Here is a 25,962-nt window from a genome sequence, read left to right as displayed (position 1 = left end):
CTTCGGGCTCTAGGATCACGCGGCGTGACGACGAACGTGCAACAGGAACTCGACCGCGGTGACCGGGCCGCACCGGCCAGGACCCTGCTCGACGTGCTCACCGCCACCGCCGAGGCGCACCCCGACGCCCTCGCCCTCGAGACCCCCGAGGGGCCGCTCGACTACCGCGCCCTCCTCACCCTCGTGCACGAGCGCGCCGACGACCTCGCCCGCCACGGTGTCCGCCGCGGCGACCGGGTCGGCGTCCGGATCCCCTCCGGCGGCCGGGACCTGTCCGTGTCGATCCTCGCCGTCCTCGCCGCCGGCGCCGCCTACGTCCCCGTCGACGCCGACGACCCCGAGGAACGCGCCACCCTCGTCTTCGGCGAGGCCGGCGTCGTCGGCGTCATCGGCGCCGGCGGCGTCCTGCGTGACCGCCAGGGGTCCGCGCTGCCCGTCACCGACCCGGCCGCGACCGCCGAGCAGCCGACGACCGAGGACGACGCCTGGGTCATCTTCACCTCCGGCTCCACCGGGGTACCGAAGGGCGTCGCCGTCACCCACCGCTCCGCCGCGGCCTTCGTCGACGCCGAGGCACGGATGTTCCTGCAGTCCGCACCGCTCGGCCCGACCGACCGGGTGCTCGCCGGGCTGAGCGTGGCGTTCGACGCCTCGTGCGAGGAGATGTGGCTCGCCTGGGGACACGGCGCCTGCCTCGTCCCCGCGCCCCGGTCCCTGGTGAAGAGCGGCGTCGACCTCGGCCCGTGGCTCATCGCGCACGGCATCACCGTCGTGTCGACCGTCCCCACCCTCGCGGCGCTGTGGCCCGACGACGCGCTCGAGTCCGTGCGCCTGGTGATCTTCGGCGGTGAGGCGTGCCCACCCGATCTCGCCGCCCGCATCGCCTCGCGCGACCGCGAGGTCTGGAACACCTACGGTCCGACCGAGGCGACCGTCGTGGCCTGCGGCGCCCTGCTCGACGGCAGCACCCCGATCCGGATCGGTCTGCCGCTCGACGGGTGGGACCTCGCGGTCGTCGACGCCGAGGGAGCACGCGTCGCTCCGGGGCAGGTCGGTGAGCTCGTCATCGGGGGCGTCGGCCTCGGCCGCTACCTCGACCCCGCGAAGGACGCCGAGAAGTACGCCCCCTTCCCGCAGCTCGGGTGGGAGCGGGCGTACCGGAGCGGCGACCTCGTGCGCTACGACCCGGAAGGCCTCGTCTTCCAGGGCCGTGCCGACGACCAGGTGAAACTCGGTGGACGGCGCATCGAACTCGGCGAGATCGACGCCGCCCTGCAGGCCCTCGACGACGTCGCCGGTGGAGCCGCGGTCGTGCAGCGGACCCCGGCGGGCAACCAGGTCCTCGTCGGCTACGTCGCTCCGGTCGCCGGCGCCGTGATCGACACCACGGCCGCGAACACCCGCCTGCGTGCGGAACTGCCCGCCGCACTCGTCCCGCTCCTCGCCGTCGTCGACTCGCTGCCGACGCGGACCTCCGGCAAGGTCGACCGGGCGGCACTCCCCTGGCCTCTCGAGGGAGCGGTCGGGACCGACCTGCCGCCGACCGTGGCCTGGATCGCCGAACGCTGGTCCGCGATCCTCGGTGTGCCGGTCGCCGACGTCGACGACGACTTCTTCGCGCACGGCGGTGGGTCCCTGACCGCTGCGCAGCTCGTGTCCGCGATCCGCGAGCGCTACCCCACCACCACCGTCGCCGACGTCTACGACCACCCGCGCATCGGAGCGCTCGCCGCCGCGCTCGACGAGTCCGGGCTGGTCGCCGCGGCCCGCCGGGACGTCCGCCCCGTCCCGCCCCGCACCGGGCTGGTCATGACGCTGCTCGGTCTGCCCCTGCAGGTGCTCCGCGGGCTCCGGCTGCTCAGCTGGACGGCCCTCGTCGCCGCGGTGCTGCACGCCACGACGATGCCGTTCCTGCCGGTGCTCCCCTGGCCGGTCCTCGTGCTCGCCCTCGTGCTGTTCGTCACCCCCGCCGGCAAGATGGCGCTCACCGTCGTCGCCGCGCGGCTCCTGCTGGCCGGGGTCCGACCCGGCGACCACCCGCGCGGCGGCTCGGTGCACGTGCGGGTCTGGCTCGCCGAACGGATCGCCGAGGCCGTCGACGGTCCCTCCACCGCCGGGGCACCGTGGATCAGCTACTACGCCAGGGCACTCGGCGCGACCGTCGGCCGGGACGTCGACCTGCACACGCTGCCGCCGGTGACCGGCATGCTGACCATCGGCAAGCGGGCCTCGGTCGAGCCGGAGGTCGACCTGGCCGGGCACTGGGTGGACGGCGACGTCTTCCGCCTCGGCACGGTGCACGTCGGAGCCGACGCGGTCGTGCACAGCCGCTCGACCCTCATGCCCGGGGCGCACGTCAGCGACGGCGCCGAGGTCGAGGCCGGCTCCGCGGTCGCGGGGACCGTCCCCGCGGGCGAACGTTGGGCCGGGTCCCCCGCCGAGCGCGTCGGCTCCGCACGCCACGGCCGGGAGGCCCGTCCCGCCTCCCCGAAGCGCTGGCTGCTCGCGTACGGGGTCGGGTCCGTCGCCGTCGCCGGGCTCCCCGTCGCCGGGGTCGCCGCCGGACTGGGCGCCGCCGCGGTGGTCGTCGGACGCCCGGCCTCGCTCGGTGCCGCGGTCGGCCCCTCGCTGCTCAGCGTCCCGCTCGTCACGGTCGTCGCCGGGCTGGTCTACGCCGGCCTCGTCGTCGCCGCGGTCCGGCTGCTCGGGCTCGGGCTGGCCGAGGGACGCCATCCGGTCCGGTCCCGGATCGGGTGGCAGGTGTGGAGCACCGAGCGCATCCTCGACGCCGCCCGGACGCTGCTGTTCCCGCTGTACGCGAGCCTCGTCACCCCGCTGTGGCTGCGGCTGCTCGGCGCCAGGGTCGGCCGGGACACCGAGATCTCCACCGTGCTGCTCATCCCGGCGCTGACGCAGATCGCCTCCGGGGCCTTCCTCGCCGACGACACGATGGTCGCGACCTACGAACTCGGCGGCGGACGCGTGCGGATCGGCCGGTCCAAGGTCGGGCGACGGGCCTTCCTCGGCAACAGCGGCATGACCGGAGCCGGTCGGTCGGTGCCGCGCGAGGCCCTCGTCGCCGTGCTGTCCGCGGTTCCGAAGAAGGCCAAGCGCGGGTCCTCGTGGCTCGGCAGCCCGCCGGTCCGACTCCGCCGGGCCGCCGCGCAGTTCGACGAGGAGCGCACGTTCCGCCCGCCGACGCGCCTCAAGGTCGCCCGCGGCGCGTGGGAACTCCTCCGCATCGTGGCACCGATGGTGTCGACGGCGATCGGACTCGGCGTCGCCGTCACGCTCCTGGCGCTCTGGACCGCCGTCGGCCTCGGCTGGACGGTGCTGCTCGCCGGCCCCGTGCTCATCGTCGCCGGAGCCGTCGCGGCCGGCGTCTCCACGCTCGCGAAGTGGGCGTTCGTCGGGCGCATCACCGCCACCGAGCACCCGCTGTGGTCGTCGTTCGTCTGGCGGAACGAGGTGCAGGACACCTTCGTCGAGACCGTCGCACGTCCGTGGTTCGCCGAGCAGGCGATCGGCACCCCGGCACTGGCCGCCTGGCTCCGGAGCCTCGGGGCGACGATCGGGCGCGGGGTCTGGTGCGAGACGTACTGGCTGCCGGAGGCGGACCTCGTCACCATCGGTGACGGGGCGACCGTCGCTCGCGGCACGGTCGTGCAGACCCACCTGTTCCACGACCGGGTCATGCAGCTCGACACCGTCACGCTCGACGCCGGTGCGACGCTCGGGCCGCACGGCGTGGTCCTCCCCGCCGCCGGCATCGGCCCGGGCGCGACGGTCGGCCCCGCCTCGCTCGTCATGCGCGGCGAGCTGGTACCGGGCGGCACGCTGTGGGCCGGCAACCCGATCGGTCCGTGGGAGCACCCGCCCTGGCGGAGCGGGACGACCGACCACGGGGGCCGCGAGCACCCTGGGCCGGTCGAGTCCGTCGAGTCCGTCGAGCGCGCCGAGGACCCGAGGCCGGTCGACGCCGTGGCAGACTGACCGGCACCGTGAAGCAGACCGACCCCGCCGCCGACCCGTACACACCCCACAGCGGCGACCGGCGGTGGACGAGCCGCCACTACGACCTGCAGCTCGACTACCGCGTCGCCACGAACCGGCTCGACGCGACGGCGACCGTCACGGCGACGGCGAACGAGCCGCTCGACAAGGTCGTGCTCGACCTGCACGGGCTCGGCGTCGACCGGGTGGACGTGGACGGTGTCCGCGTGAAGAAGGTCTCCGTCGGCGCGCACAAGACCACCGTGACCCCGGCGACGCCCATCGCTGCGGGAGCCGACTTCACGGTCCACGTGCGCTACCGCGGCGCTCCCCGACCGCTCCGGAGCCCCTGGGGGACGCTCGGGTGGGAGGAGCTGACCGACGGCGTGATCGTCGCGAGTCAGCCCGTCGGTGCACCGTCCTGGTTCCCCTGCAACGACCGCCCGGACGACAAGGCGACGTACCGCATCGAGGTCACCTGCGAGGCCGGGTACGAGGTCGTCGCGAACGGCGCACTCCTCGGGCGTGACCGGACCGCCCGCGGGACGCGGTGGACCTTCGCCGTGACCGAGCCGATGGCGACGTACCTGGCGACCGTGCAGATCGGCCGGTACCGAACGACGAAGCTGCGGGGCGGCGACGTCCCGGTCACCCTGCACCACCCGGCGGACCTCACCGCCGCCGCGAAGACCGACTTCGGGCAGGTCCCCGAGATGATCGCGCTGTTCACCGACCGGTTCGGGCCCTACCCGTTCGCCGAGTACGGGGTCGTGGTCACCGACGACGAGCTCGAGATCCCGCTCGAGGCGCACGGCCTCGCCGTCTTCGGCCGGAACCACGTCGACGGCGAGCACGGCACCGACCGACTCATCGCACACGAGCTCGCCCACCAGTGGTTCGGCAACTCGGTGACGCTCGGCGTGTGGCGTGACATCTGGCTCCACGAGGGGTTCGCCTGCTACGCCGAGTGGCTCTGGTCCGAACACCGCGGCGGCGCCACGGCGGACGACCTCGCGGCTGCGTACCGCGCCGGGCTGCTCGACCATCCTCAGGACCTCGTCGTGGCCGATCCGGGGGCGCCCGACATGTTCGACGACCGGGTCTACAAGCGCGGCGCCCTCGCACTGCACGCCCTCCGTCGGACGATCGGTGACACGGCCTTCACCTCGGGTCTCCGCACGGTGACGGAGCGACACCGTCACGGCACCGTGACGACGCCCGACGTCGTGGACGCGTTCGCCACCGCTGCGGGTTCCGACCCGGCCGCGGTCCTGCTGGTGCTTGGTCCCTGGATCGACGAGCCCGGCGTCCCGGCACTGCCCTGAGGCGTGTGCCGAGCACGGCGGAGACGACGTCCACGTCGTCCCTCGACGCCCCGCGTCAGGCCGGGGTCGACCTGAGCAGCCGGGTCACCGCGATCATCGCGCCGCCCACCACCGCCGGGATGCCGCCGCCGGGGTGCACCGACGCGCCCACCCGCCACAGCCAGGGCCGCCAGGGGTCGTTGTAGGAGGGGCGGTGGAACGGCCCGCTCAGCCACGGCGGACGCGCCGCCCCGTAGAGCGCGCCGTGCGGTTCGCCGCCGCCGCCGTAGTACTGCGGATCGAGCACCGTGTGCTCGTCGAGCAGGTCGGTGAGGGGCCGGTCGAGCCCCATCGCGCGGGAGACGCGGTCGACCTCACGGCGGACGAAGGGGTGCTCGATCGTGTAGTGACCGCCGTCCGCTGGCGCGGTGAGCAGGATGCCGAGGGTGCTGCGCGCGTTCGGGTACACCTCGCCCGCGCGGTACTGGTTGACGAACACCATGGTGTCCGCCGGTTCGTCGCCCGCCTCGAGGCTGCGGTGCAGCGCGGCCGGCTTCGTCGGCAGCACCACGCTGTGCGTCGCGATCCGAGCCGGCAGTTCCTCGCGCAGCACGCCGTACACCGCGATGGCCGAGCACGAGAGGGTGCGGTGGCGCCGGCGGCGAAGCACCGGGATCCGCGACGGACCCGTCAGCGTGGCGAGCCGGTCGGCGTCCAGGGCACTCACGACGAGGTCAGCGGGATGGTGCCCGGAGTCGGTGGTGACCGACCCGCGCTCGATGTGGGTGACGGCTTCGCCGGTGCGCACCTCGACCCCGGCGGCCTCGGCCAGCCGGCCCAACGCGAGCACGATCTCGTACACTCCGCCGCGCGGCACCCAAGCGCCGGTCTCGGCCATGATCGCCGGCATGCTCGCGTAGAGCGCGGGGGTGCGGGAGGGCGAGACGCCCGCGTTGAGGGTGTGGATCGCCATGATCTCGCGCAGCCCGTCCGGCAGCCACGGCAGGCTGTCGAGGTACGCGCGTGTGGTGAGGCGCGAGCCGTAGACGGCCAGCAGCCTGCGGAGCGCCGGCAGGGCAGCTCGGTCGAGGGGGTCGGCGAGCAGCAGTTCGGTCACGTCGTCGGCGAGGGGCGCGTGCAGGTCGGAGAACCGTCGCCAGGCGGGGTACCAGGGGTGGTCGGGTGCCACCGGGAGGGCCGTCTCCTCGCCGTCGTGGTGGTAGCGGCCCACCTCGGGCATCCGCACCAGGTCGAGGTGTCCGTCGTCGCGGGCGCGTCCGGGGGCATGCCCACCGTCGCCGAGTCTCCGCAGCAGCTCGTCCCACACCGCTGGGAACGTCACCAGCGACGGCCCGGTGTCGATGCGGTCCGCGCCCAGCTGGATGCGACGGCTCTTGCCGCCGAGCTCGGTGGAGGTCTCGAGCAGGGTGACGCGGTGACCCGCGTGCGCGAGCAACGCGGCGGCGGTGAGCCCCCCGATCCCGCCACCGACCACGACGACGCGGCTCACGGGGTTGCCCCCAGCACGATCGAGACCATGAGCAGCACCCCGGCGAACGACCCGGCGATGTACGGGAAGGCGACCGACAGTCGGTAGAGGCGGTGACCGGTCTCCGGCGTCGGGTCGCGCAGCAGGCACACCACGAGGATGCCCGCGATCAGGAGGTTGACGGCGGCCACGGGCACGCTCACCACGGCGAACAGCGCCGTCGAGAGGATCCACCAGGCGCCGCTCCACAGGGCGGTCCCGCGCGCACCGAGTCGAACCGCGGTGGTGGTGATGCCCGCGTCCCGGTCCTCCACGATGTCCTGGACCGCATCGAAGGCGTGCTTGGCCACGCTCCAGGCCATCAGGCCGAGGGCGGCGGGCCAGACCGGCGTCACCGCGAGGGCCGCGGGCACGATGACCAGTGGCAGCGCGTAGGCCGCGTTGCTCAGGGAGTCGAGGAAGGGCCGCGCCTTGAAGCGCAGCGGCGGTGCGGAGTAGAAGACGAAGACGCCCACGTAGAGCAGGATCGCCGCGTTCGCGAGCGGCGGAAGCGTGAGCAGGAAGAAGACGAGGAACGGGACGTTGACGGCAGCGACGGCCCAGGCGATGAGCCGCACCTCGGACTGCCGGATCCTGGCACCCTCGATGGAGCCCTTGCGGGGGTTGGCCGCATCCGTGTCCTGGTCGTAGATGTCGTTGACACCGTAGATGAGCAGGTTGAACGGCAGGGTGAGCCACAGGATGACCGGCAGTGCCCGCAGGTCGAACAGCGCGCCGGTGAGCCACACGGCGACGAGACCGGAGCCGATGGTGTTGATCCACAGCACCGGGCGCGAGATGAGCACGAGGCGGCGCACGGCGACACCGATCCCCGACGGCACGGTGCGCGACATCCGCTCACTGCCGTCAGTCACGGGTCCGAGGGTACCCGGCTCGCGTCGACGCCGGCCGACGGCTTCCGGGCCAGACTGGGTGGATGCGCATGATGCTGCTCACCGCCGGCACCCGGGGCGACGTGGAGCCCTTCGCAGCCCTCGCGCGACACGCCGCATCCCGCGGTCACGACGTACGGCTGGCGCTGCCCGACGACGCGGACGCGCCCGAAGAGGTGGACACCGTCGCGCTCGGTCTGGACGTACAGCGGGTGCTCTCCCCGGCCGGTCGCACCCCGTGGGCTCTCGCACACCACGTCCGCGCCGAGGTGCGGCCCGCGATGCGGCGGATGCTCGCCGCCGCGGTGCGCGAGACGGTCGCCTTCGACCCCGATGTGGTGGTGCACCACCCGCTGGTCCTCAGTGCCCCGATGGTGGCGGACTCACTCGGTGTGCCCCGCGTGCTGGTGGAGTTCGCGCCGGTGGCGACCCCGAGCGAGCACTTCCCCGCTGCCGGCGGTCCCACGGCCACCCGCGATCTCGGCTCGCACAACCGGTCCACGTACGCCGTACCGCGCACTGCCGCTCGCCTCTTCGACGCCGACGTGGCGCGCGCCGCTGCCGAGCTGCCGGACGGCCGTCGTCCCGCCCGACGGTCGCCGTCGCGGGCGACGCTCATGGCCGTGAGCCCCGCGCTGCTGCCGCGGCCCGACGACTGGCCGGAGCGGGTGCACCAGACGGGGGCCTGGTACGAGGAGGAGCCGACAGTGTCCCCCGACCCCGTCGTCGGCGACTTCCTGCGCACCGGCCCCTTCATCGTCGCCTCGTTCGGCTCCATGACGACGGGGGATGCGGAGGCCCGGGGGCACGCGATCGTCACGGCCGCCCGCTCCCGAGGCCTGCGGGTGCTGCTCGTCACCGGGTGGGGCGGGCTCGCGCTGCCGGCGGAGTGCCACGGCCCCGACGTGCTGGCGGTGCGGTCGGTGCCGTTCGGTGCGGTGCTGCCGGGCGCGACGCTCGCCGTCCACCACGGCGGGGCCGGCACCTCGCACGCCGTCGCCCGGGCCGGCGTGCCCGCCGTCGTCGTACCCGTCACCGCCGACCAACCGTTCTGGGCCGCCCAGCTGCATCGACAGGGGGTGGCCGCCGCCCCGATCCCGCTGCGCCGCTTGTCGGCCGGCGCCCTCGTGCCCGCGATGCACGAGGCACTGTCCCGCAGAGAGCGGGCGGCCGAGGTCGGCGGACTCATGCGCCGGGAGCACGGGGTGCATCGGGCGCTCGACGTGCTCGAGTCCCTCTGAGACCTGCCTCCCGTGGACGGTACGGACCGGGACGTTCCGACAGCCCAGCCCGTCGAGGAGACACGACCGAGCGGTCCCGCGCGCGCAGGTCCTGCACCCGGACGGCTGCACCGCCGGCAGCCACGGCGAGCACCAGGTCCGCGTCGAGCACGACGACGGTGACGGGGTGGTCCACTCCGTCGAACCGCGCGTGTCCACCGCGGACGGTCTCGCGGACGGTCCGACCGAGGACCGCTTCGACCCGCACCGGCTCGACCCGCAGACCGCGTCCGTCGCGTTTCAGCACCGCCTCCTTCACCGCCCAGCAGGCCGCGAGTTGCAGGCCGACGCCGTCCGGTCCCGCCGCCGCACGATCCCGCTCGCCGGCGGTGAACGCGTCGAGCGGAGCGGCCGTCACCCGTGACGGGCGCTCGACGTCGACCCCGATCCGCCCCGGTCCGACGGCGAGGACGAGGACCCCGGAAGTGCGCGCCAGGCCGACGCCGACCGGACGGCCGTCGACGAGGGCGTCCGGACGCCCGTGGTCGACGGCACCGCAGTGCGGACAGCGCCGGCGGACGCGCACCAGCGCGGGGTCGGACCGGGTGACCTCGGCGACGAACGCGAGGAGGGCCTCCCGATCGGCTGTGCGGGACGCCCCGGCGGCGGCCACACGGACCGACACGGTCCGCACGGCTCGACTCACCACCCGGGCAGCCTACGGTGCCGCGCACACGACGACGGCCCCGGTCCGATGGACCGGGGCCGAACGGGGTGCGGCGTCGTGCCGTCGCGCTGGTTCAGGCGTGGGTGAGGGCGATGAGCGCGACGTTCATCGTCGCGTACTTGCCCTCGGACCGGGTCGCCTGACGGACGCGTCCGCGGAGGACCTCGTACCGTCCGTCACGCTCGCGCACGAACCCGATCACGCCGCTCGCCGGCGTGGACACGCGGTGGTACCCGTCCTCGAGTGGGACGACTTCTGCGGTGGTCGCTCGCTCCATTGCTGCTCCCCTTCCTTCATTGGCGTGACATGACCATACCCCGTTTCGGGGGACAGCCGCCGGGCTCTGTCCGCAGAGTGCACCCCGCGGCTCGATCTCGGCGGGGTACAAGCGTTCTCGACTCGCTCCCGTCCTCCACAGCCCCGGCTCGTCCAGGAGTCGCCTGGATAGACTCCGGACGACGGCCACTGACCAGCTGGACGATGGCCACGGACGGAGGACGGATGCGCACGGTCGAGGTCAGGACGGACTCCGGGTCGTCGGGGGTGCCTGCCCGGGACGGCACTGCTCGGCCCTCCCGTCTCGCTCGCCTGCTCGCGGGAGTCGCTGCCACCGCGGTCGCCGCCTTGCTCGTCGTCTCCCCGGTCTCGGCTGCGCAGGCGAACCCGCCGGTCGACCTCGCCGGCGCCTACGTCCTCGACGACGCCGACGCCCTCACCGACGCGCAGCAGGCGGACGTCGAACAGGCCGTGCAGGACCTGTACCAGGAGACGCAGACGCAGCTGTTCGTCGTCTTCGTGCCGTCCTTCACCGACCCGAGCGACCACACCGCCTGGGGCACCGCGACCATGCAGCAGAACCAGGTCGAGACCGACAGCATCCTGCTCTCCGTCGCGGTCGACGAGCGCAACTACGACGTGCAGCAGACGAACGAGACCTCGATCACGTCGGGCGACGTCGAGCGCGCCGTCGACGGAGACCTGCTCCCGCGCCTCAAGCAGGGCCAGTGGGCTGCCGCCGCGGTCGCCTTCGCCGGCGGACTCCAGCAGAGCCAGCAGCCCGCCGACCTCACCTGGCTCTGGGTGCTGCTCGGTGTCGCCGTCCTGGCCGCGGTCGTCGCCGTCCTCGTCATCCGGCGCCGCAACAAGGGTCGTGCCGCCGCAGCCCGACGCGAGCAGGAACAGTCCCTCGCCGAACTCCAGCGGCGAGCCGGCGGAGCACTCGTCACCATCGACGACGAACTCCGTACCGCCGAGCAGGAGGTCGGCTTCGCGGCGGCACAGTTCGGCGACGAGGCAGCCGCCCCGTTCGCCGAGACGGTCTCGATCGCCCAACGCGAGGTGCGCAAGGCCTTCGCCCTGCAGCAGCAGCTCGACGACGAGGTCCCGGACACGCCGCAGGAGCGCGCCGAGTGGTCGAACCAGATCATCGCGATCTGCGAACAGGCCCACGCGGCGATCGAGTCGCAGACCGAGGCGTTCGACCAGCTCCGGGCACTCGAGCAGGGCGTGGACACCGCGTCCGCCGACCTCACCGCCGCGCTCACGGCCGCGCCGACCGCCGTGGCCGAGGCGCGGAGCGCCCTCGAACGGGTCCGGACCGCGTACCGCGGCCGGACGCTGGCGACCGTGGCCGACAACGTCGACCAGGCCGAGCAGGTGCTCGCCTACGCGGGCGAACGCGCCGACGCCGCCCGCACCGCCCTCGCCGCGGGCGACCGGGGCGAAGCCGTCGTCGCCGTCCGCGACGGTCAGCACGCGCTGGCCCAGGTACAACAGCTCACCGGGGCCGTGACCACGGCGGAGCGCACCTTCGCCGAGGCGTCCGACCGCGCCGAGGCGATGCGCGCCGACATCGAGGGCGACATCGCCGCGGCCGGCGCACTCCGCTCCGGCGGCCCCGACCTCGCGGCCGCGGTGGCGCGGGCACAGCGCGTGCTCCGGGCCGACGTCGACCCGCGCGACCCCGTCGGGGCGGTCGACGCGCTCACGAAGGCGAACACGGACATCGACGCCGCCCTCGCGACGGCTCGAACCGCCGAGGAGCAGCACCGACGTGCGACCCAGGCGCTCGACGCCGCCCTCCGCGATGCCCGCTCCCGGATCGGCCAGGCGCGCGAGTTCATCACCGTTCACCGCGGAGCCGTCGGCCCCACCGCACGGACCCGCCTGTCCGAGGCCGAACGGGCCTTCGACGACGCGCTCGACCTCGCCACCACCGACCCGCAGCGGGCGCTGCAGGCCGCCCGTGCCGCGGAGCAGTACGCCGCGGCGGCCATCGACGAGGCGAACAACGACACCACCGGTTGGCCCGGCGGTGGCATGGGTGGCATGGGCGGCGGTCGTGGCGGCCCACAGCTCGGTGGCCTCGTCACCGGCCTCGTCCTCGGCGGGCTGCTCGGCGGCCGCGGTGGCAGCTACGGCGGCGGCAGCTTCGGGGGCGGCGGCTTCTCCGGCGGCGGCCGCTTCTGAACGGCCCTCCATCGACCCAGCACTTCCATCCACGAAAGGAACCAGCAATGGCTAAGCAGACCATCTTCGGCCGGATCTCCTCGCTCGTCCGGGCGAACATCAACCAGATCATCGACGACGCCGAGGACCCGCAGCTGATGCTCGACCAGCTCGTCCGGGACTACTCGAACAACATCGCGGACGCCAAGAGCGCCATCGCCCAGACGATCGGGAACCTCCGCCTGCTCGAGCAGGACAACGAGGAAGACGTCCGCGCTGCGCAGGAGTGGGGCCAGAAGGCGGTCAACGCCTCGTCCGCCGCCGACAAGTACCGCGCCGAGGGCAAGACCGCCGAGGCCGACAAGTTCGACAACCTCGCCAAGATCGCCATCGGCAAGCAGATCGCCGCCGAGCAGGAGGTCAAGGACAACGCCGCACCGCTCGCCACCCAGAACGAGCAGGTCGAGAAGCTCAAGCAGGGCCTGGCCGGCATGGAGCAGAAGCTCGAGGAGCTGCGCGCCAAGCGCAACAGCCTCGTCGCCCGCGCGAAGACCGCCGAGGCGCAGTCGAAGGTGAACGACGCCATCGGCACGATCGACATCACCGACCCGACGAGCGACCTCGCACGCTTCGAGGAGAAGGTCCGCCGCGAGGAAGCGAAGGTCATCGGCCAGCAGGAGCTGCAGGCATCGAGCCTCGACGCGCAGTTCGAGAGCCTCGAGGACGTCGGCCGTGACGCCGAGGTGGAGGCCCGCCTCGCCGCCCTCAAGTCGGGTGGCAGCACCGGGGCCTGACCCGCGGCACCACGGCTGCTCCGGACGACGTCGGACCCGGCTGACAGACTGAAAGGATGCGCTTCCTCGTGGTCGGTCAGTGGCAGGGTTCGGCGTCGTCGCGCGCCATGCGGCTCGCGGACGGAGCGGCCGCCGTCGCAGCCGACCTCCCCCGGTCGGCGACGACGACGATCGACGTCCCCGCGGGCGCCGGCGACCGGCTCGACACCGCGGTCGCCCGGTACACCTCGGTCCTGGCCGTCTCCGGCTCCGTCGCCGAGGAGTCGGCCGTCGCCACCGAACCGGTGCTGGTCATCGGCGGGGACGGGTCGGCGGTGCTCGGCGCCTCCGTCCTGGTCGGCCCGGACACCGCCGTCGTCCGTCTGTCCGGATCGAGCGGCTACCGGGCCCTGAACCGCGCGCAGCCGGTGGCCGCGGAGACCGCCGCACTGCGCCTCCTGGTCGACCGCCCGGCCGACCTCTTCCCCGGCCTCCCGGTCGTCCCGGCCGGCTCGGTCGTCATCGCGGGGACCCGCGGGACCGAGGGCGCCGAGGCCGCTGCGCTGGACCGGGCGGGGATCGCGCACCTCGACGTCGACGCGGCCACTCCCGACGCACTCGCCGACGCCGTGCAACGGACCGGGGCCGACCAGGTGTTCGTGCACGTCGACCTGGACGTGCTCGACCCGTCGGAGGTCGACGGCCTGCTCGAACCCGTGCCCTTCGGCCTCGACGGGGCCGCGCTCGTCGCCCTCCTGCAGGCGGCGACCGCCGGACGACGCCTCGTCGGCGCCGCGTTGACCGGTTTCGCGCCCGTCGACCCGGACCGGGCCGTCGATGACCTCGGCGTGATCCTGCGGATCGTCGGTGCGTTGTCCACCGCAGCCCGGGCCTCCTGACCCGGCGGGCACCACCCGACCCGACCGTCCGCACCGGCCCCTCCACAGAGCGCACCGCTCCCGGCCGGGACTCCGCTCCGGGCGGCTACGCTCGGCCCCATGACGGACTACGACCTCATCGTGATCGGAGCCGGCGCTGTCGGCGAGAACGTGGCGGACTACGCCCACAAGCGCGGCCTGTCGGTCGCGGTCGTCGAAGCCGAGCTCGTGGGCGGTGAGTGCTCCTACTGGGCGTGCATGCCGTCCAAGGCCCTCCTCCGCAGCAGCCACGCGGTCGCCGCGGCCAAGCGCCTCGGTGGCGCGAAGGAGGCCGTCACCGGCACGGTGGACGCGGCCGCCGTCCTGGCCCGTCGCAACTCGTTCACGAGCAACTGGGACGACGCGTCGCAGGTGCAGTGGCTCGAGTCGTCCGACATCGCCCTGATCCGCGGGTACGCGAAGTTCACCGGCGCGAAGACCATCGAGGTCGACGGTACCTCGTACACCGCAGGGGCCGTCGCCGTCGCGACCGGCTCGCTGCACACGCTGCCGCCCGTCCCCGGGCTCGACGAGGCGAAGCCCTGGGGCACACGTGAGGGCACGAGTGCACAGGAGGTCCCGGAGAGCCTGCTCGTCATCGGCGGCGGGGTCGCCGGGTCCGAGCTCGCCACCGCATGGGCGGCCCTCGGTGCGAAGGTGACGCTCGTCGCCCGTCACGGCCTGCTGGGCGGCATGGAGCCGTTCGCCGGTGAACTGGTCGCCGACGCCATGCGCGAGGCCGGCATCGACGTCCGCACCGGCGTCAACCCGACGCGCGTGGACCGTGACGAGCACGGCCTCGTCACGACGACCTTCGACGACGGTACGACGCTCGTCACGAGCGAGGTCCTCGCCGCGACCGGCCGCGCCCCGGGTACCGGCAACCTCGGGCTCGAGGCCGTCGGACTCACCCCGGGCGAGTGGCTCGACGTCGACGACACCATGCTCGTCGCCGGCACCGACTGGCTCTACGGCGTGGGCGACGTCAACCACCGTGCCCTCCTCACCCACCAGGGCAAGTACCAGGCCCGCGCGGCGGGCGAGGCCATCGCCGCCCGCCTCCAGGGCACGCCCGTGCACGCCGAGCCGTGGGGCGCCCACGTGGCCACGGCCGACCACGCCGCGGTCCCGCAGGTGACCTTCACCGACCCCGAGGTCGCCAGCGTCGGCCTCACCGAGGAGCAGGCCCGGCAGCAGGGCATCGACGTCCGTGCGGTCGAGTACGACCTCGGCGCGGTCGCGGGATCGGCACTGCAGGCCGACGGCTACACCGGGCGCGCCAAGATGGTCGTCGACGAGTCCCGCGGCGTCGTCGTCGGCGTGACGTTCGTCGGTCAGGACGTCGCCGAGATGCTGCAGGCCGCGACGGTCGCCGTCGTCGGCGAGGTCCCGGTCGACCGGCTCTGGCACGCCGTCCCCGCGTACCCGACGATGAACGAGATCTGGCTCCGCCTGCTCGAGACGTACGGCCGCCCCGAGTAGTCGATGCGCAACCCGCTCGTCGACTCGCCGGTGTCCCGCGCCGGATGGGTGTTCGCGACGGCGGTCGGCCTGGCGATCGGCCTCCCGCTGTCGACCGGGCCCGTGCGGGTCGTCGACGGGTTGATCGTCTGCCGGGGCCTGCCGCGCTGGGTGTTCCGGCGCGGCGGGACGTGCGTCGGCTCGGTGTACCTGACGCGGGACAACGACGGTGACCGGGTCCTGCGGCACGAGCGGATCCACGTCGACCAGTGGCGGCGCTACGGCATGCTCATGCCACTGCTGTACGCGGTCGCCGGGCGTGACCCGCTGCGCAACCGCTTCGAGGTCGAGGCGGGGTTGGCGGACGGCGGCTACCGCTGACGGACGGCCCGGCCGCCCGCGCAGGACCCGCTCAGCGCGAGCGGCGCGGGACGACCAGGGGCGTGCCGGTCTCCGGGTCGGGCACGACCACGCACGGCAACCCGAAGACGTCCTCGACGAGCTCCGCGGTCACGACCGACGTCGGCGGCCCCTGCGCGACGATGGCCCCGTGCCGCATGGCGATCACGTGCGTCGCGTACCGGGCAGCCTGGTTGAGGTCGTGCAGCACCGCCACGACCGTGCGACCGGCCGCGTGCAGCGTCGAGGCGAGTTCGAGCACGTCGTACTGGTGCGCGATGTCGAGGAACGTGGTCGGCTCGTCGAGGAGCACGATGTCGGTCTCCTGCGCGAGCACCATCGCGATCCACACGCGCTGCCGCTGGCCACCGGACAACTCGTCGACGCCGCGGTCCGCGAGCCCGACGATGTCGGTCTGCGCCAGGGCGGCCTGCACGACCTCCCGGTCGGTCCCGCTCGACGGGTGCAGCAGGTCCTGGTGTGGGAACCGCCCGCGGGACACGAGGTCGCGCACGCTGATGCCGTCGGGTGCGATCGGCGTCTGCGGCAGCATCGCGACCCGTCGGGCCACGGCCTTCGGGCGGTACGAGGTGATCGGGCGACCGTCGAGGTAGACCGTCCCGGCGGTCGGCTTGAGCGTCCGCGCGAGCGCCTTGAGGAGCGTCGACTTGCCGCACGCGTTCGGACCGACGATGACGGTCAGCTCGCCGTCGGGCACGTCGACGTCGAGCCCGTCGACGACCACGCGGTCGTCGTAGCCGAGCCGCAGCCCGCGGGCACCCAGTGCGGTGACCGGCGCCTCAGGGGTGAGGTCGCTGGCAGGGCTCAACACTCCGCCTTGCCGTGCCGCCAGTACCCCATGAACGCGACCTGCTTCCGGTCCAGCCCGACGCCGCGCACGAGGTGCCGGCGGAGCTCCTTGACGCAGCCCGCCTCCCCCGCGATCCAGGCGTAGACGGGCAGGTCGTCGTCCTCGCGCGGGACGTCCCAGAGCACCTGGTGGTCGACGTCGACGTCCGCGAGTTCCACCGCCGCCGCGTCACGCCCGCCGGCGAGGACGGGCTGCGGCACCGCGACGGTGGACGCCCAGGCCTGCACGTGGTCGGCCATGCGGACACCGTGCGAGGCGCCGTTGCGGGCGATCCACCGGACCTCGACCCCGGCGGGAGCGGAGACCGGCAGCCGGTCGGCGTCGGTCGGGACCTCGATGAACACGTGTCCGACGGCCGAGACGTCGAGGGCCTCGAGGATCGCGCAGATCGCGGGAGCGGCGGTCTCGTCGCCTGCGAGCAGGATCCGGTTCGCCGAGCCGGGCGCGAACTCGGCGGCACCCGAGGGCAGGTCCTCGGGCGACTCCGGCACCCTGGGACCGACGATCCGGAGCTCGTCGCCGACCCGGCACGCGGAGACCCAGCGCGAGGCCGGGCCGGTGTCGCCGTGGGCCACGAAGTCGATGTCGAGCTCGTGGGCGTCGGGCCGGAACGACCGGACCGTGTAGGTGCGGATCGGGTTGCGGGTGGCGTCCGGCAGCGCACGCCAGGCGGCGAACCAGTCCGCGCCCTCCGGCAGGTCGGAGAAGCCGTGTCCGTCGAGCGGCAGGAGCACCTTGATGCGCTGGTCGAGACCGACCGCGGAGAAGTCGGCGAGCTCGTCGCCCGTCAGCGTCACCCGGACGAAGTGCGGGGTGAGCGAGGTGACGGCCGCCACGCGGACGGAGAAGACGCGGTACCGGGCTGCCACCCTCTGAGTATGGCATGCCTTACCTAACGAGGCCAGGACGGTCGGGGAGCGCAGGCCGTCGGGGAGCGCAGGCCGTCGGGGAGCGCAGGCATCGCGCACTGCGGGACACTGGACGGGTGTCCGAGCACGATGACGAATTCGCCGACGTCCCGACCCTCGCCGCCGCGAGCGGCGTGACGGAGCCGCTCCGCGCCTCCAGGCAGGTGGTCCAGGCGGGTGACGGCGACGTCTCGGCGATCCGCTGGTCCCGGACGGACCCACCGGCACCCGGACGGGAGGCCCGGATCACCTACCTGCACGGGCTCGGCATCGACGCGCACAGCTTCGACCAGACCGCGATCGCCGTGGACGCGCCCGCCGTCGCGCTCGACCTGCCCGGTCACGGCCGGTCCGCGTGGCGGGAGGACGCCGACTACGCGGCGGCCGCGACGGCGCCGACGGTCCTCGCCGCGCTCGACGCCCTCGACGTCCCGCCGGGGCTCGTCGTCGGGCACTCGCTCGGCGCGATCCTCTCCGCCCGGTTGACCGCGCTCGCACCGGACCGGGTCACCGGTCTCGTGCTCGTCGACATGTCGCCGGACTTCGCGCAGCGCGCCGTCGACCGGATCGCCCGCGCCCTCGAGACGGAGGAGCCGTTCGCCGACCTCGACGAGGTCGTCGAACGGGCGATCGCGGCCCGGGTCGGCGACGATCGACCGGCGTTGATGCGGGAAGCGCGGCACACCACCCGTCTCGGAGCGGACGGGCGTCTCGTGCGGCGGCACCACTTCCCGCACCTCGGTGCCGGCCGGACCGCCTCGGTCGGACGGTTCGCCGACGCGTGGCCGGACCTGGAGCGCCTCGACGTCCCGCTGCTGCTCGTGCGCGGCGACCGCGGCTACGTCTCCCCCAGACTGCAGCAAGGGTTCGCGGAGCGGCTGCCGCAGGCCACCGTGGTCACGGTCGAGTCGCGGCACGCCGTGCAGACACAGGCGCCGCTGGCCCTCGCCGCCGCGGTCCGGGAATGGGCCACGACGCACCGTTTGTTGGATGGCGTCGAAGAACCGCCGACGACTTCGTCCCCGACCTGACACCGCCGGTACCGCACCGGCCGGTAACCTCGTCCGAGCGCCGCTGACGACCGTCGTCGCGTCGCCCTCGTTCCGGCCCACCGTGGGACGGCTCCGGGAAGGAACCCAGCATGCGTCCGCTCCACCGCACCGCCCTCGTCGCGACGGCTCTCGCCGTCGCGACCTCGGTCGCCCTGGCCGGCTGCTCCGGCGGCTCCGACGACACCCGCGGCGGTCCCGACGCGACGGTCCGGGTCGGCCTGGTGCTCGAACCGACGAGCCTCGACATCCGCACCCAGTCGGGCAACGCACTCGACCAGGTCCTCATCGACAACGTGTACCAGGGGCTCGTCGGTCGGACCGCGGCCGGCGGGATCCGCGACGTGCTGGCCTCGTCACACGAGGTGTCCGACGACGGGCTGACGTACACCTTCACGCTCCGCGACGGCGTGACCTTCCAGGACGGCGAGCCCGTCACCGCGGACGACGTCGTCTGGTCGCTCGAGGACGTCAAGGCGAACGACTCGTACGTCGACGCGGACGACCTCGCCTCGGTCGACACCGTCACGGCGACCGGGGACGACCAGGTGCGACTGCAGCTCACCCGCCCCGACTCCGACCTGCTCTGGAACCTGACCGGACGCGCCGGGCTCGTGCTCGAGCAGGACGCCGACAACGACCGGACGGAGACCGCGAACGGCACGGGCCCGTTCGAGGTCGCGAACTGGAAGCAGGGCGATTCGCTCACGTTCCGGCGGAACCCGGACTACTGGGGCACCGAGGCGAAGGTCGCGAAGGTCGTCTTCCGCTACATCACCGACCCGTCGACGGCCGTGAACGCGATGGCCGGCGGAGACCTCGACGTGCAGACCGCGGTCGACGGCACGCTGAAGAGCCAGCTCGAGGGCACCTCCGGCATCACCCTGCACACCGGGAAGACGACCGACAAGTACACGCTCGCCTTCAACGACCGCGAAGCCCCCTTCGACGACGTCCGCGTCCGCCGGGCCATCCGTCAGGCGATCGACCCGAAGGCGGTCATCACGGCCATCGGCGGCGGTGGCGTCGAGCAGGGCGGGCCCATCCCGGCGCTCGACCCCGGGTACCAGGACCTCACCGACGTCGACGCCTACGACCCCGCGGCCGCGCGGAAGCTCCTGCGTCAGGCCGGTGTGACGAAGCCGACGCTCACCCTGACGTACGCGAACGTGTACCCGACGGCGATCGGGGACGTGCTGACCTCGCAGCTCGCCGACGTGGGCATCACCCTGGAGGTGCAGCGCGTCGACTTCGCGACCTGGCTCGACACCGTCTTCACGAAGAAGGACTTCGACCTCAGCGTGGTGAACCACACCGAGGCGCGGGACTTCGGCAACTGGGCGGACCCGGACTACTACTTCGGCTACGACAACGCACAGGTCCAGCGGCTGTACGCGGCCTCCCTCGCCACCACCGACCAGGACGAGAAGGTCGACGCCCTGCGGCAGGCGGCACGGATCGTCAGCGAGGACGCGGCCGCCGAGTGGCTCTACACCGCCACGACGACGACGGCGGTGCGCGAGGGTGTCACGGGCTTCCCGTTCGACAGCACCACGACACGGTTGGACCTGGCGGACCTCGCCGTCTCGTAGCATCGCACCGTGACCCGATTCCTCGTCGGGCGGGTGCTCCTGCTCGCCGTCGGCCTGCTCGTGGCGAGCCTGATCGTCTTCGCGACGCTCCGGGTGCTGCCCGGCGACGTCGCCCAGGTCGTCGCCGGGGCCGAGGCGACGCCCGCACAGGTCGCCGCCCTCCGCGAGCAGCTCGGGCTCGACCGACCGGTCGTCCTGCAGTACCTCGACTGGATCGGTGGGCTGTTCCACGGCGACCTCGGGACCTCGCTCGTCACCCGTGGTCCGGTCGCTCCCGAGATCACGCAGAAGCTCGCGGTCACCCTGCCGCTGGCCGGCATGTCCCTGGCGGCCGCGCTCGTCATCGGCGTCCCGCTCGGGGTGGTCGCCGCGGTCCTGCATCGCCGACCGGGCGGAGCGGTGATCTCCTTCGCCGCCCAGGCCATCGCCGCGATCCCCGTGGTCTGGGCGGGGATGCTCCTCGTCGCCCTCTTCGCGGTCACCCTGCACTGGCTGCCGGTGCAGGGCTTCCCGCTCGACGGCTGGCAGACGCCCGACCGGGCGTTGGCGGCGCTCGTGCTGCCCGCGCTGACGATCGGCGCGGTCGAGGGCGCCGTCATCCTCCGGTTCACCCGGTCGGCCACACTGTCCGTCCTCGACGCCGACCACGTCCGCACCGCCGCCGCCGTCGGCCTCACCAAGAACGCAGCACTGCTCCGACACGGTCTGCCGAGCGTCGCCCTGACCGTGCTCGCCGTCCTCGGGGTGCAGATCGCCGGGCTCCTGGTGGGGGCCGTCGTCGTCGAACAGCTCTTCTCCCTCCCCGGCGTCGGCCGCATGCTCGTGACCGACGTCGGACGGCGGGACATCACGAAGGTGCAGTCCGAACTCCTCGTGCTCACCGGGCTCGTACTGCTCGTCGGGTTCGCCGTCGACGTGCTGCACCGAGCACTCGACCCCCGGCAGCGGGAGGCCGCATCGTGACCGTGCTCCGTCGTCTGCTCGCCACCCCGACCGGGGTGTTCGCCGTGGTCGTCCTCGGGTTGCTCGTCGTCCTGGCGACGGTGTCGCTCGTCTGGACGCCGCAGGACCCGTTCCGCACCGATCCCGTGGCGCAGTGGGAGCGGCCGAGCGCTGCGCACTGGTTCGGCACCGACGCCGTCGGCCGGGACATCGCCAGCTACCTGCTCGCCGGCACCCGGACCGCTGTCGTCGTCGCGGTCGGCTCGGGCGTCATCGCGAGCGTCGTCGGCATCGTGCTCACCGCGATCGGCTCGCTCACCGCACGCTGGGTCCGCGAGACCACCGCCGTGCTGCTCGACGTCCTGGTCGCCTTCCCCACCCTGCTCACGGCGATGCTGCTCACCGCCGTGTACGGCGGGTCCCTCGGGGTCGTCGTCGTCTCGGTGGGGCTCGCCTTCGGCGTCACGATCGCGCGCGTCGCCCGCGGGGAGATCCGCCGCATCGCCCGGAGCGACTACGTGGTCGCCGCCCGCGCGTCCGGCGTGGGTCCGGTGGGCGTCCTGTTCCGCCACCTCGTGCCGAACGCCGCGCCCCTGTTCACCGTGCAGCTCTCGCTGGCGATGGCGACGGCCGTCCTCGCCGAGGCCGGGCTGTCCTACCTCGGCTACGGCGCCGACGCGGGCACGGCATCGTGGGGACGGTTGCTGTCGGACCTGCAGACCTACATCGGGGTGCACCCCTGGAGTGCGACCTGGCCGGGTGCCGCGATCGCGGTCGTCGTGGCCGCGCTGTCCCTGCTCGGTGACGCCGTCCGGGACGCGACCGATCCCCGCCTCACCTCGGGGCGCCGCGGTCCCGACGGGTCGGCGAGCCCGACGAGCCCCGCCGTCACCGGGACGGAGGGCATCGCATGAGCGGCGACACACCGGCCCCGCCCGGCCTCGACGTCCGCGGCCTGACGGTGCGGATCGCGGGGCGGACGGTGCTCGACGACGTGACGTTCGCCGTGCCTCCCGGCCGCCGGGTGGGCGTGATCGGCGCGTCCGGCTCCGGCAAGTCCATGACCTCGCTCGCCCTGATGGGCCTGGAGCCGGCCGGTGCGAGCGTCACCGGCAGCATCCGCCTGGACGGTCGGGAGCTCGTCGGCCTGCCCGACCGTGAGCGCGCCCGGATCCGTGGGGCGGCCATCGGGATGGTCTTCCAGGAGCCCGGCTCCGCCCTCGACCCGCTCCGACGGGTCGGCGCGCAGGTCGTCGAACCGCTCCGACTGCACCGCGGGCTCGACCGCCGCGCCGCCGCCGCGGCAGCGGTCGGACTCGCCCGCGACGTGGGCCTGCCCGACCCGGAGACACTCCTGCGGCAGTACCCGCACCAGCTGTCGGGCGGACAGCGGCAACGGATCTGCATCGCGATGGCGATGGCGGGCGAGCCGGCGTACCTCGTCGCGGACGAGCCGACCACGGCGCTCGACGTCACCACCCAGGCGCGGATCCTCGACCTGTTCGAGTCGCTCACCGCCTCCAGGGGGACCGGGATGGTGTTCGTGACCCACGACCTGGCGGTGCTGTCTCGCATCGCCGACTCGGCCGTCGTGCTCGAAGCCGGTCGCGTGGTCGAGCAGGGTTCCGTCGCCGACCTGCTCGCCGGACCTCGCCACCCCGCCACCGTCGCGCTCGTCGACGCAGCGCGAGCCACCGCCAGGAGGACCCCGTGACCGACCTCCCCGCACCGGCCACCGGTGGACCGGCACTCTCCGCCGTCGACCTGCACCGCACCTACCGCCTCCCCCGCCGCAGCCCGTTCGAGCCGGGCGCCCTGCGCACCGCGGTCGACGGCGTCGACCTGGTCGTCCCCGCCGGCGCGCGGCTCGGGATCGTCGGCGAGTCCGGGTCCGGCAAGTCGACCCTCGTCCGACTGCTGGCCGGACTGGAGGCCCCCACCACCGGCAGCGTGACTGCGTCCGGCCGCCCCGTGGACGCGCGAGCTCCGGCTGCCGCCGGCCGCTGGTACCGGCGCGAAACCGGCATCGTCTTCCAGGACCCGGTCGCATCGCTCGACCCGCGGATGCGCGTCGGCGCGATCGTCGCCGAGCCGCTCCGCGCGCTGCGGATCGCGGGCGACCACCGGGCCACGGTCCGTGCCGTGCTCGAGCGGGTCGACCTGCCCGCCGACGCCGCCGACCGGTACCCGCACGAGTTCTCGGGCGGGCAGCGGCAGCGGATCGCGATCGCGCGGGCCGTGGTGCACCGGCCGCGGATCCTGTTCGGGGACGAGCCCATGAGCGCACTCGACGTGGTGGTGCGGGCGCGGGTGATCGACCTGTTCCGCTCGTTCGTCGACGACCTCGGGGCGACGCTCGTGCTCGTGTCGCACGACATCGGCGTGGTGCAGCGGCTGTGCGACACCGTGGCGGTGATGTCGGCGGGGCGCATCGTCGAGCACGGGCCGGTGTCCCTCCTCGACGCCCCCGCGCACCCGGTGACACAGGCCCTGGTCGCTGCGGCGCCGACGCTGCCGTAGTGGCGCGCGCAGCGGTCCTCCCCCGGGTTCCAGGACCTCGGCACCTCAGGACGGCGGATGCGACGATCGTGGAACCCGGACGCGTGCGGGCGGCGCGTCGTGGAACCGACGGGCGTGCGTGGCACGGCGCGGGTCTCCTGCACCGGGGGCCGGCGCGCGACTCCTCACCAGACGGACGGGTGCCGCCGTTGCCACCGCAGCCGACGCTCGAGCTGCGCCCCGATCGCCAGGAGCACGCGCTCCCCACCCGGACGCCCGATGAGCTGCACGCCCATCGGGAGCCCCGCTCCGTCCGGGTGCCCCTCGGCGGTCACCCCGACGGGCAACGTGATCGCGGGCAGCCCCGCCACGTTCGCCATCGACGTCCACGGCGAGTAGGCGCACTGGCGCCGGAAGTCCTCCGCCGGGTCCTCGCCGTACCAGCCGAGCGGACGCGGGGTCAGCGCGAGCGTCGGGGTGAGGACCGCGTCGAACCGGTCGAACGCGCGGGTGAGGGCGACGGAGAACGCGTCGAGCCCCGCCATCGCGTCGAGCACCTGCGCGCCCGTCAGTGCCCGACCGCGTTCGACCAACCAGGCGACGAGCGGCGTCAGCGCGGACAGGTCGATCCCCGGGAGCCGGGCGATGCCGGCACCTGACGACTCCCATGCCACCTGGAACGGCTCGGCGTACGGCACGCGCGGCATCGTCACGTCCTCGACCCCGTGTCCGACCTCGCCGAGCACACGGACGGCGGTGTCCACGGCCTCCCGGGCCGCCGGGTCGACGACCACGTCCACGAAGTCGTCCCACGGTGAACCCTCCAGCAGACCGACGGCGAAGCGTCCCTCACCGCGGACGGCTGCCGCCGTGAACGGCCCGTCACCGACGTCGGGCGTCACGAGCGCGTACGGCTGCCGCTCCGGCAGCCCGGTCGGCGCCACGAGCGCGTCGAGCAGCATGCCGGCATCGGCCACGGTGCGGGTCAGCGGTCCGGCGACGGCCAGGCCTCCCAGGCCGGCGCGCCCAGGCATGGAGGGCACGCGCCCGCGGCTCGGCTTCAGACCGACCAGGCCCGTGGCGGCCGCGGGGATCCGCACCGATCCGCCGCCGTCCGACCCGACGGCCGCGGGCAACAGGCCGGCAGCGACCGCGACGGCAGCGCCGCTCGACGACCCGCCCGGGGCGCGCGTGGCGTCGTAGGGGTTCCGCGTCGTGCCGAAGCGCGTCTCCGACGACGACGACATGCCGAACTCCGGCGTCGCCGTCTTGCCGAGGCTGATCGCCCCGGCGTCGTCGAGCGCGGTGACGAGCGGGTGGTCGGCCTCCGCCGGGTCTCCCGGCAGGGCGGCGGTGCCCGACCGGGTGGGGACTCCGCGTCGGTCCGTCAGGTCCTTGTCCCCGGACGGGAGGCCCCACAGCGGTCGCGACGTCGGCACCAGGTCGCCGAGGTGGTCGGCCCGGGCACGCGCAGCCTCGGCGTTGACGGTGACGAACGCGCCGAGCTCCGCGTCGAGCCGGTCGATCCGGGCGAGGTAGTGGTCGGTGACCTCGCGGGCGGTGGCATCGCCGCGGCGGATCCAGTCCCAGAGTTCCTGCGCGGACAGGTGGTGGAGTTCGAACACGGACCGAGCCTAGGCGGACGCGGTCGGACCCGGTCCTTGACCGTGTCGCGGTCCGGGGCCAAGCTCGCCGCATGGACTTCGGCGGAGTGCTCGGCGCGGACGCGCCCGACCCGGAGCTCGAGCAGCGGGCCGCGGTCCGTGCGCTCGGGTTCGACGTCGCCGGTCTCGTCGCGCAGCGGCACCTCGAGGACTCCGGCTCCCTCGGCGTGCAGACCAGCGAGTCCGACGGCATGCTCGTGCGTGCGACCGTGTCCCGGCAGTACACGCTCTGGCGGAACCCCGACGACCGGGACGACCCGGTGAACCTGGCGGTGCTGGACGACGAGCGGCGACGGTCGCTCGAGGAGGTCCCGCCGTGGCCGCGCCCGGACTGGCTCGTCGCGACCGTCGAGCGCCTGCGGTACCCGATGCTCTGGGAGGCGGTCCAGACGCACCGGACCGCACCCGATCCGACCCGTCCCACGTCGGCGGAGACCCTCGTCCAGCACGTGCAGTACGTCCTGGTCAACCAGTACCGCGACGAACACGCCCTCCCCGAGCTGACCGAGCACCCTTGGCCCACCCTGGTCGACGAGCGCAGCGTCCAGTCCGGGCACCCGGTCCTGGTCGACGGCGTCGAGCGTCCGGGTCTGCTCCTCGACACGGACCCCTTCGTGCTCGGCATCGCCGCGGAGCTCGACGACGAGCGACTCGTGACCGCGGTGTTCCCCCGCGACGAGCTGCCCCTGCTCACCGTCGCCTTCGACTCGGCCGCTCCGCTCGGCTGACGCGAGGCAGGCGCCGGCCCCGCGCCGAGCCTCCCGTCCGGTCCCC

The 25,962-nt window shown here is 73.8% G+C and carries 22 protein-coding genes; 15 read left to right on the top strand and 7 right to left on the bottom strand.

Features of this window, described 5'->3' with window-relative positions; genetic code table 11:
* The first annotated feature begins 24 nt into the window (after nucleotides 1-24).
* Together DEI83_RS09120 and DEI83_RS09115 are read left to right on the top strand one after the other, a co-directional pair.
* Nucleotides 25-3,993, top strand: coding sequence for a Pls/PosA family non-ribosomal peptide synthetase (locus tag DEI83_RS09120; RefSeq protein WP_111081645.1), 3,969 nt, complete (start codon nucleotides 25-27; stop codon nucleotides 3,991-3,993).
* 8 nt (nucleotides 3,994-4,001) lie between these two features.
* Nucleotides 4,002-5,318 (top strand): M1 family metallopeptidase, encoded by a 1,317-nt coding sequence (locus tag DEI83_RS09115; protein WP_258371138.1) that lies wholly within the window; start codon nucleotides 4,002-4,004, stop codon nucleotides 5,316-5,318.
* Between the two features lie 55 nt (nucleotides 5,319-5,373).
* On the opposite strand, the gene DEI83_RS09110 is transcribed toward DEI83_RS09115, so the two are convergent.
* Complete coding sequence (locus DEI83_RS09110) at nucleotides 5,374-6,807, bottom strand: NAD(P)/FAD-dependent oxidoreductase (protein WP_111081644.1); 1,434 nt, start codon at nucleotides 6,805-6,807, stop codon at nucleotides 5,374-5,376.
* On the bottom strand, nucleotides 6,804-7,700 hold the full coding sequence (locus tag DEI83_RS09105) for a UbiA family prenyltransferase (protein ID WP_258371137.1): 897 nt from the start codon (nucleotides 7,698-7,700) through the stop codon (nucleotides 6,804-6,806). The genes DEI83_RS09110 and DEI83_RS09105 overlap by 4 nt, the downstream gene beginning before the upstream one ends.
* Before the next feature lie 62 nt (nucleotides 7,701-7,762).
* On the opposite strand from DEI83_RS09105, the gene DEI83_RS09100 reads away from it, so the two are divergent.
* Complete coding sequence (locus DEI83_RS09100; protein WP_111081642.1) at nucleotides 7,763-8,959, top strand: glycosyltransferase; 1,197 nt, start codon at nucleotides 7,763-7,765, stop codon at nucleotides 8,957-8,959.
* Here the strand turns inward: DEI83_RS09100 and DEI83_RS09095 are convergent.
* Complete coding sequence (locus tag DEI83_RS09095; protein ID WP_181431145.1) at nucleotides 8,904-9,644, bottom strand: 4'-phosphopantetheinyl transferase superfamily protein; 741 nt, start codon at nucleotides 9,642-9,644, stop codon at nucleotides 8,904-8,906. The two genes, DEI83_RS09100 and DEI83_RS09095, sit on opposite strands and share 56 nt — an antisense overlap.
* 94 nt (nucleotides 9,645-9,738) lie before the next feature.
* Nucleotides 9,739-9,942 (bottom strand): hypothetical protein, encoded by a 204-nt coding sequence (locus tag DEI83_RS09090; RefSeq protein WP_111081640.1) that lies wholly within the window; start codon nucleotides 9,940-9,942, stop codon nucleotides 9,739-9,741.
* 224 nt (nucleotides 9,943-10,166) lie between these two features.
* On the opposite strand from DEI83_RS09090, the gene DEI83_RS09085 reads away from it, so the two are divergent.
* From DEI83_RS09085 to DEI83_RS09065, 5 genes are all read left to right on the top strand, one after another.
* On the top strand, nucleotides 10,167-12,134 hold the full coding sequence (locus tag DEI83_RS09085) for a TPM domain-containing protein (protein ID WP_111081639.1): 1,968 nt from the start codon (nucleotides 10,167-10,169) through the stop codon (nucleotides 12,132-12,134).
* 47 nt (nucleotides 12,135-12,181) lie between these two features.
* Entirely contained in the window at nucleotides 12,182-12,907 is a 726-nt protein-coding gene (locus tag DEI83_RS09080) for a PspA/IM30 family protein (protein ID WP_111081638.1), read from the top strand.
* A 56-nt stretch (nucleotides 12,908-12,963) separates the two neighbouring features.
* Nucleotides 12,964-13,785, top strand: a complete 822-nt coding sequence (locus DEI83_RS09075; protein ID WP_111081637.1) for an arginase family protein — start codon at nucleotides 12,964-12,966, stop codon at nucleotides 13,783-13,785.
* A gap of 99 nt (nucleotides 13,786-13,884) precedes the next feature.
* Complete coding sequence (locus DEI83_RS09070; protein WP_111081636.1) at nucleotides 13,885-15,285, top strand: NAD(P)/FAD-dependent oxidoreductase; 1,401 nt, start codon at nucleotides 13,885-13,887, stop codon at nucleotides 15,283-15,285.
* 3 nt (nucleotides 15,286-15,288) lie between these two features.
* Nucleotides 15,289-15,645, top strand: a complete 357-nt coding sequence (locus tag DEI83_RS09065) for a Fe-S oxidoreductase (RefSeq protein ID WP_111081635.1) — start codon at nucleotides 15,289-15,291, stop codon at nucleotides 15,643-15,645.
* A 31-nt stretch (nucleotides 15,646-15,676) separates the two neighbouring features.
* Here the strand turns inward: DEI83_RS09065 and DEI83_RS09060 are convergent, their stop codons facing one another.
* Both DEI83_RS09060 and DEI83_RS09055 read right to left on the bottom strand, forming a co-directional pair.
* Nucleotides 15,677-16,495 carry an ABC transporter ATP-binding protein gene (locus tag DEI83_RS09060; RefSeq protein WP_375334659.1) on the bottom strand — a complete coding sequence of 273 codons (819 nt, stop codon included), beginning with the start codon at nucleotides 16,493-16,495 and terminating at the stop codon, nucleotides 15,677-15,679.
* Nucleotides 16,489-17,403 carry a siderophore-interacting protein gene (locus DEI83_RS09055; RefSeq protein ID WP_258371136.1) on the bottom strand — a complete coding sequence of 305 codons (915 nt, stop codon included), beginning with the start codon at nucleotides 17,401-17,403 and terminating at the stop codon, nucleotides 16,489-16,491. Before DEI83_RS09055 ends, DEI83_RS09060 begins: the two co-directional genes overlap by 7 nt.
* Before the next feature lie 116 nt (nucleotides 17,404-17,519).
* Here DEI83_RS09055 and DEI83_RS09050 point away from each other — a divergent pair, with 116 nt between their 5' ends.
* From DEI83_RS09050 to DEI83_RS09025, 6 genes are all read left to right on the top strand, one after another.
* Entirely contained in the window at nucleotides 17,520-18,473 is a 954-nt protein-coding gene (locus DEI83_RS09050) for an alpha/beta fold hydrolase (RefSeq protein ID WP_181431143.1), read from the top strand.
* Nucleotides 18,474-18,583: 110 nt separating this feature from the next.
* The gene (locus DEI83_RS09045) at nucleotides 18,584-20,083 is read left to right on the top strand and encodes an ABC transporter substrate-binding protein (protein ID WP_111081633.1); all 1,500 of its coding nucleotides are present in this window, start codon (nucleotides 18,584-18,586) and stop codon (nucleotides 20,081-20,083) included.
* 9 nt (nucleotides 20,084-20,092) lie between these two features.
* Nucleotides 20,093-21,046: an ABC transporter permease gene (locus DEI83_RS09040; RefSeq protein WP_111081632.1), complete on the top strand. Its 954-nt coding sequence runs from the start codon at nucleotides 20,093-20,095 to the stop codon at nucleotides 21,044-21,046.
* Nucleotides 21,047-21,048: 2 nt separating this feature from the next.
* The gene (locus DEI83_RS09035; RefSeq protein WP_258371143.1) at nucleotides 21,049-21,939 is read left to right on the top strand and encodes an ABC transporter permease; all 891 of its coding nucleotides are present in this window, start codon (nucleotides 21,049-21,051) and stop codon (nucleotides 21,937-21,939) included.
* Complete coding sequence (locus DEI83_RS09030) at nucleotides 21,936-22,739, top strand: ABC transporter ATP-binding protein (RefSeq protein WP_111081631.1); 804 nt, start codon at nucleotides 21,936-21,938, stop codon at nucleotides 22,737-22,739. The genes DEI83_RS09035 and DEI83_RS09030 overlap by 4 nt, the downstream gene beginning before the upstream one ends.
* Nucleotides 22,736-23,545 (top strand): ABC transporter ATP-binding protein, encoded by an 810-nt coding sequence (locus DEI83_RS09025; RefSeq protein ID WP_375334658.1) that lies wholly within the window; start codon nucleotides 22,736-22,738, stop codon nucleotides 23,543-23,545. Before DEI83_RS09030 ends, DEI83_RS09025 begins: the two co-directional genes overlap by 4 nt.
* Nucleotides 23,546-23,709: 164 nt before the next feature.
* On the opposite strand, the gene DEI83_RS09020 is transcribed toward DEI83_RS09025, so the two are convergent.
* Entirely contained in the window at nucleotides 23,710-25,149 is a 1,440-nt protein-coding gene (locus DEI83_RS09020; RefSeq protein ID WP_111081630.1) for an amidase, read from the bottom strand.
* Nucleotides 25,150-25,220: 71 nt separating this feature from the next.
* Here DEI83_RS09020 and DEI83_RS09015 point away from each other — a divergent pair, with 71 nt between their 5' ends.
* On the top strand, nucleotides 25,221-25,916 hold the full coding sequence (locus DEI83_RS09015) for a hypothetical protein (protein ID WP_111081629.1): 696 nt from the start codon (nucleotides 25,221-25,223) through the stop codon (nucleotides 25,914-25,916).
* The last annotated feature ends 46 nt before the right edge of the window (nucleotides 25,917-25,962 follow it).

The organism is Curtobacterium sp. MCBD17_021 (genome assembly GCF_003234525.1).
In the GTDB taxonomy this organism is placed as follows: Bacteria; Actinomycetota; Actinomycetes; order Actinomycetales; family Microbacteriaceae; genus Curtobacterium.
Note: the sequence above shows the minus strand (reverse complement) of the source record. Positions and strands in the feature narration are given on the sequence as shown.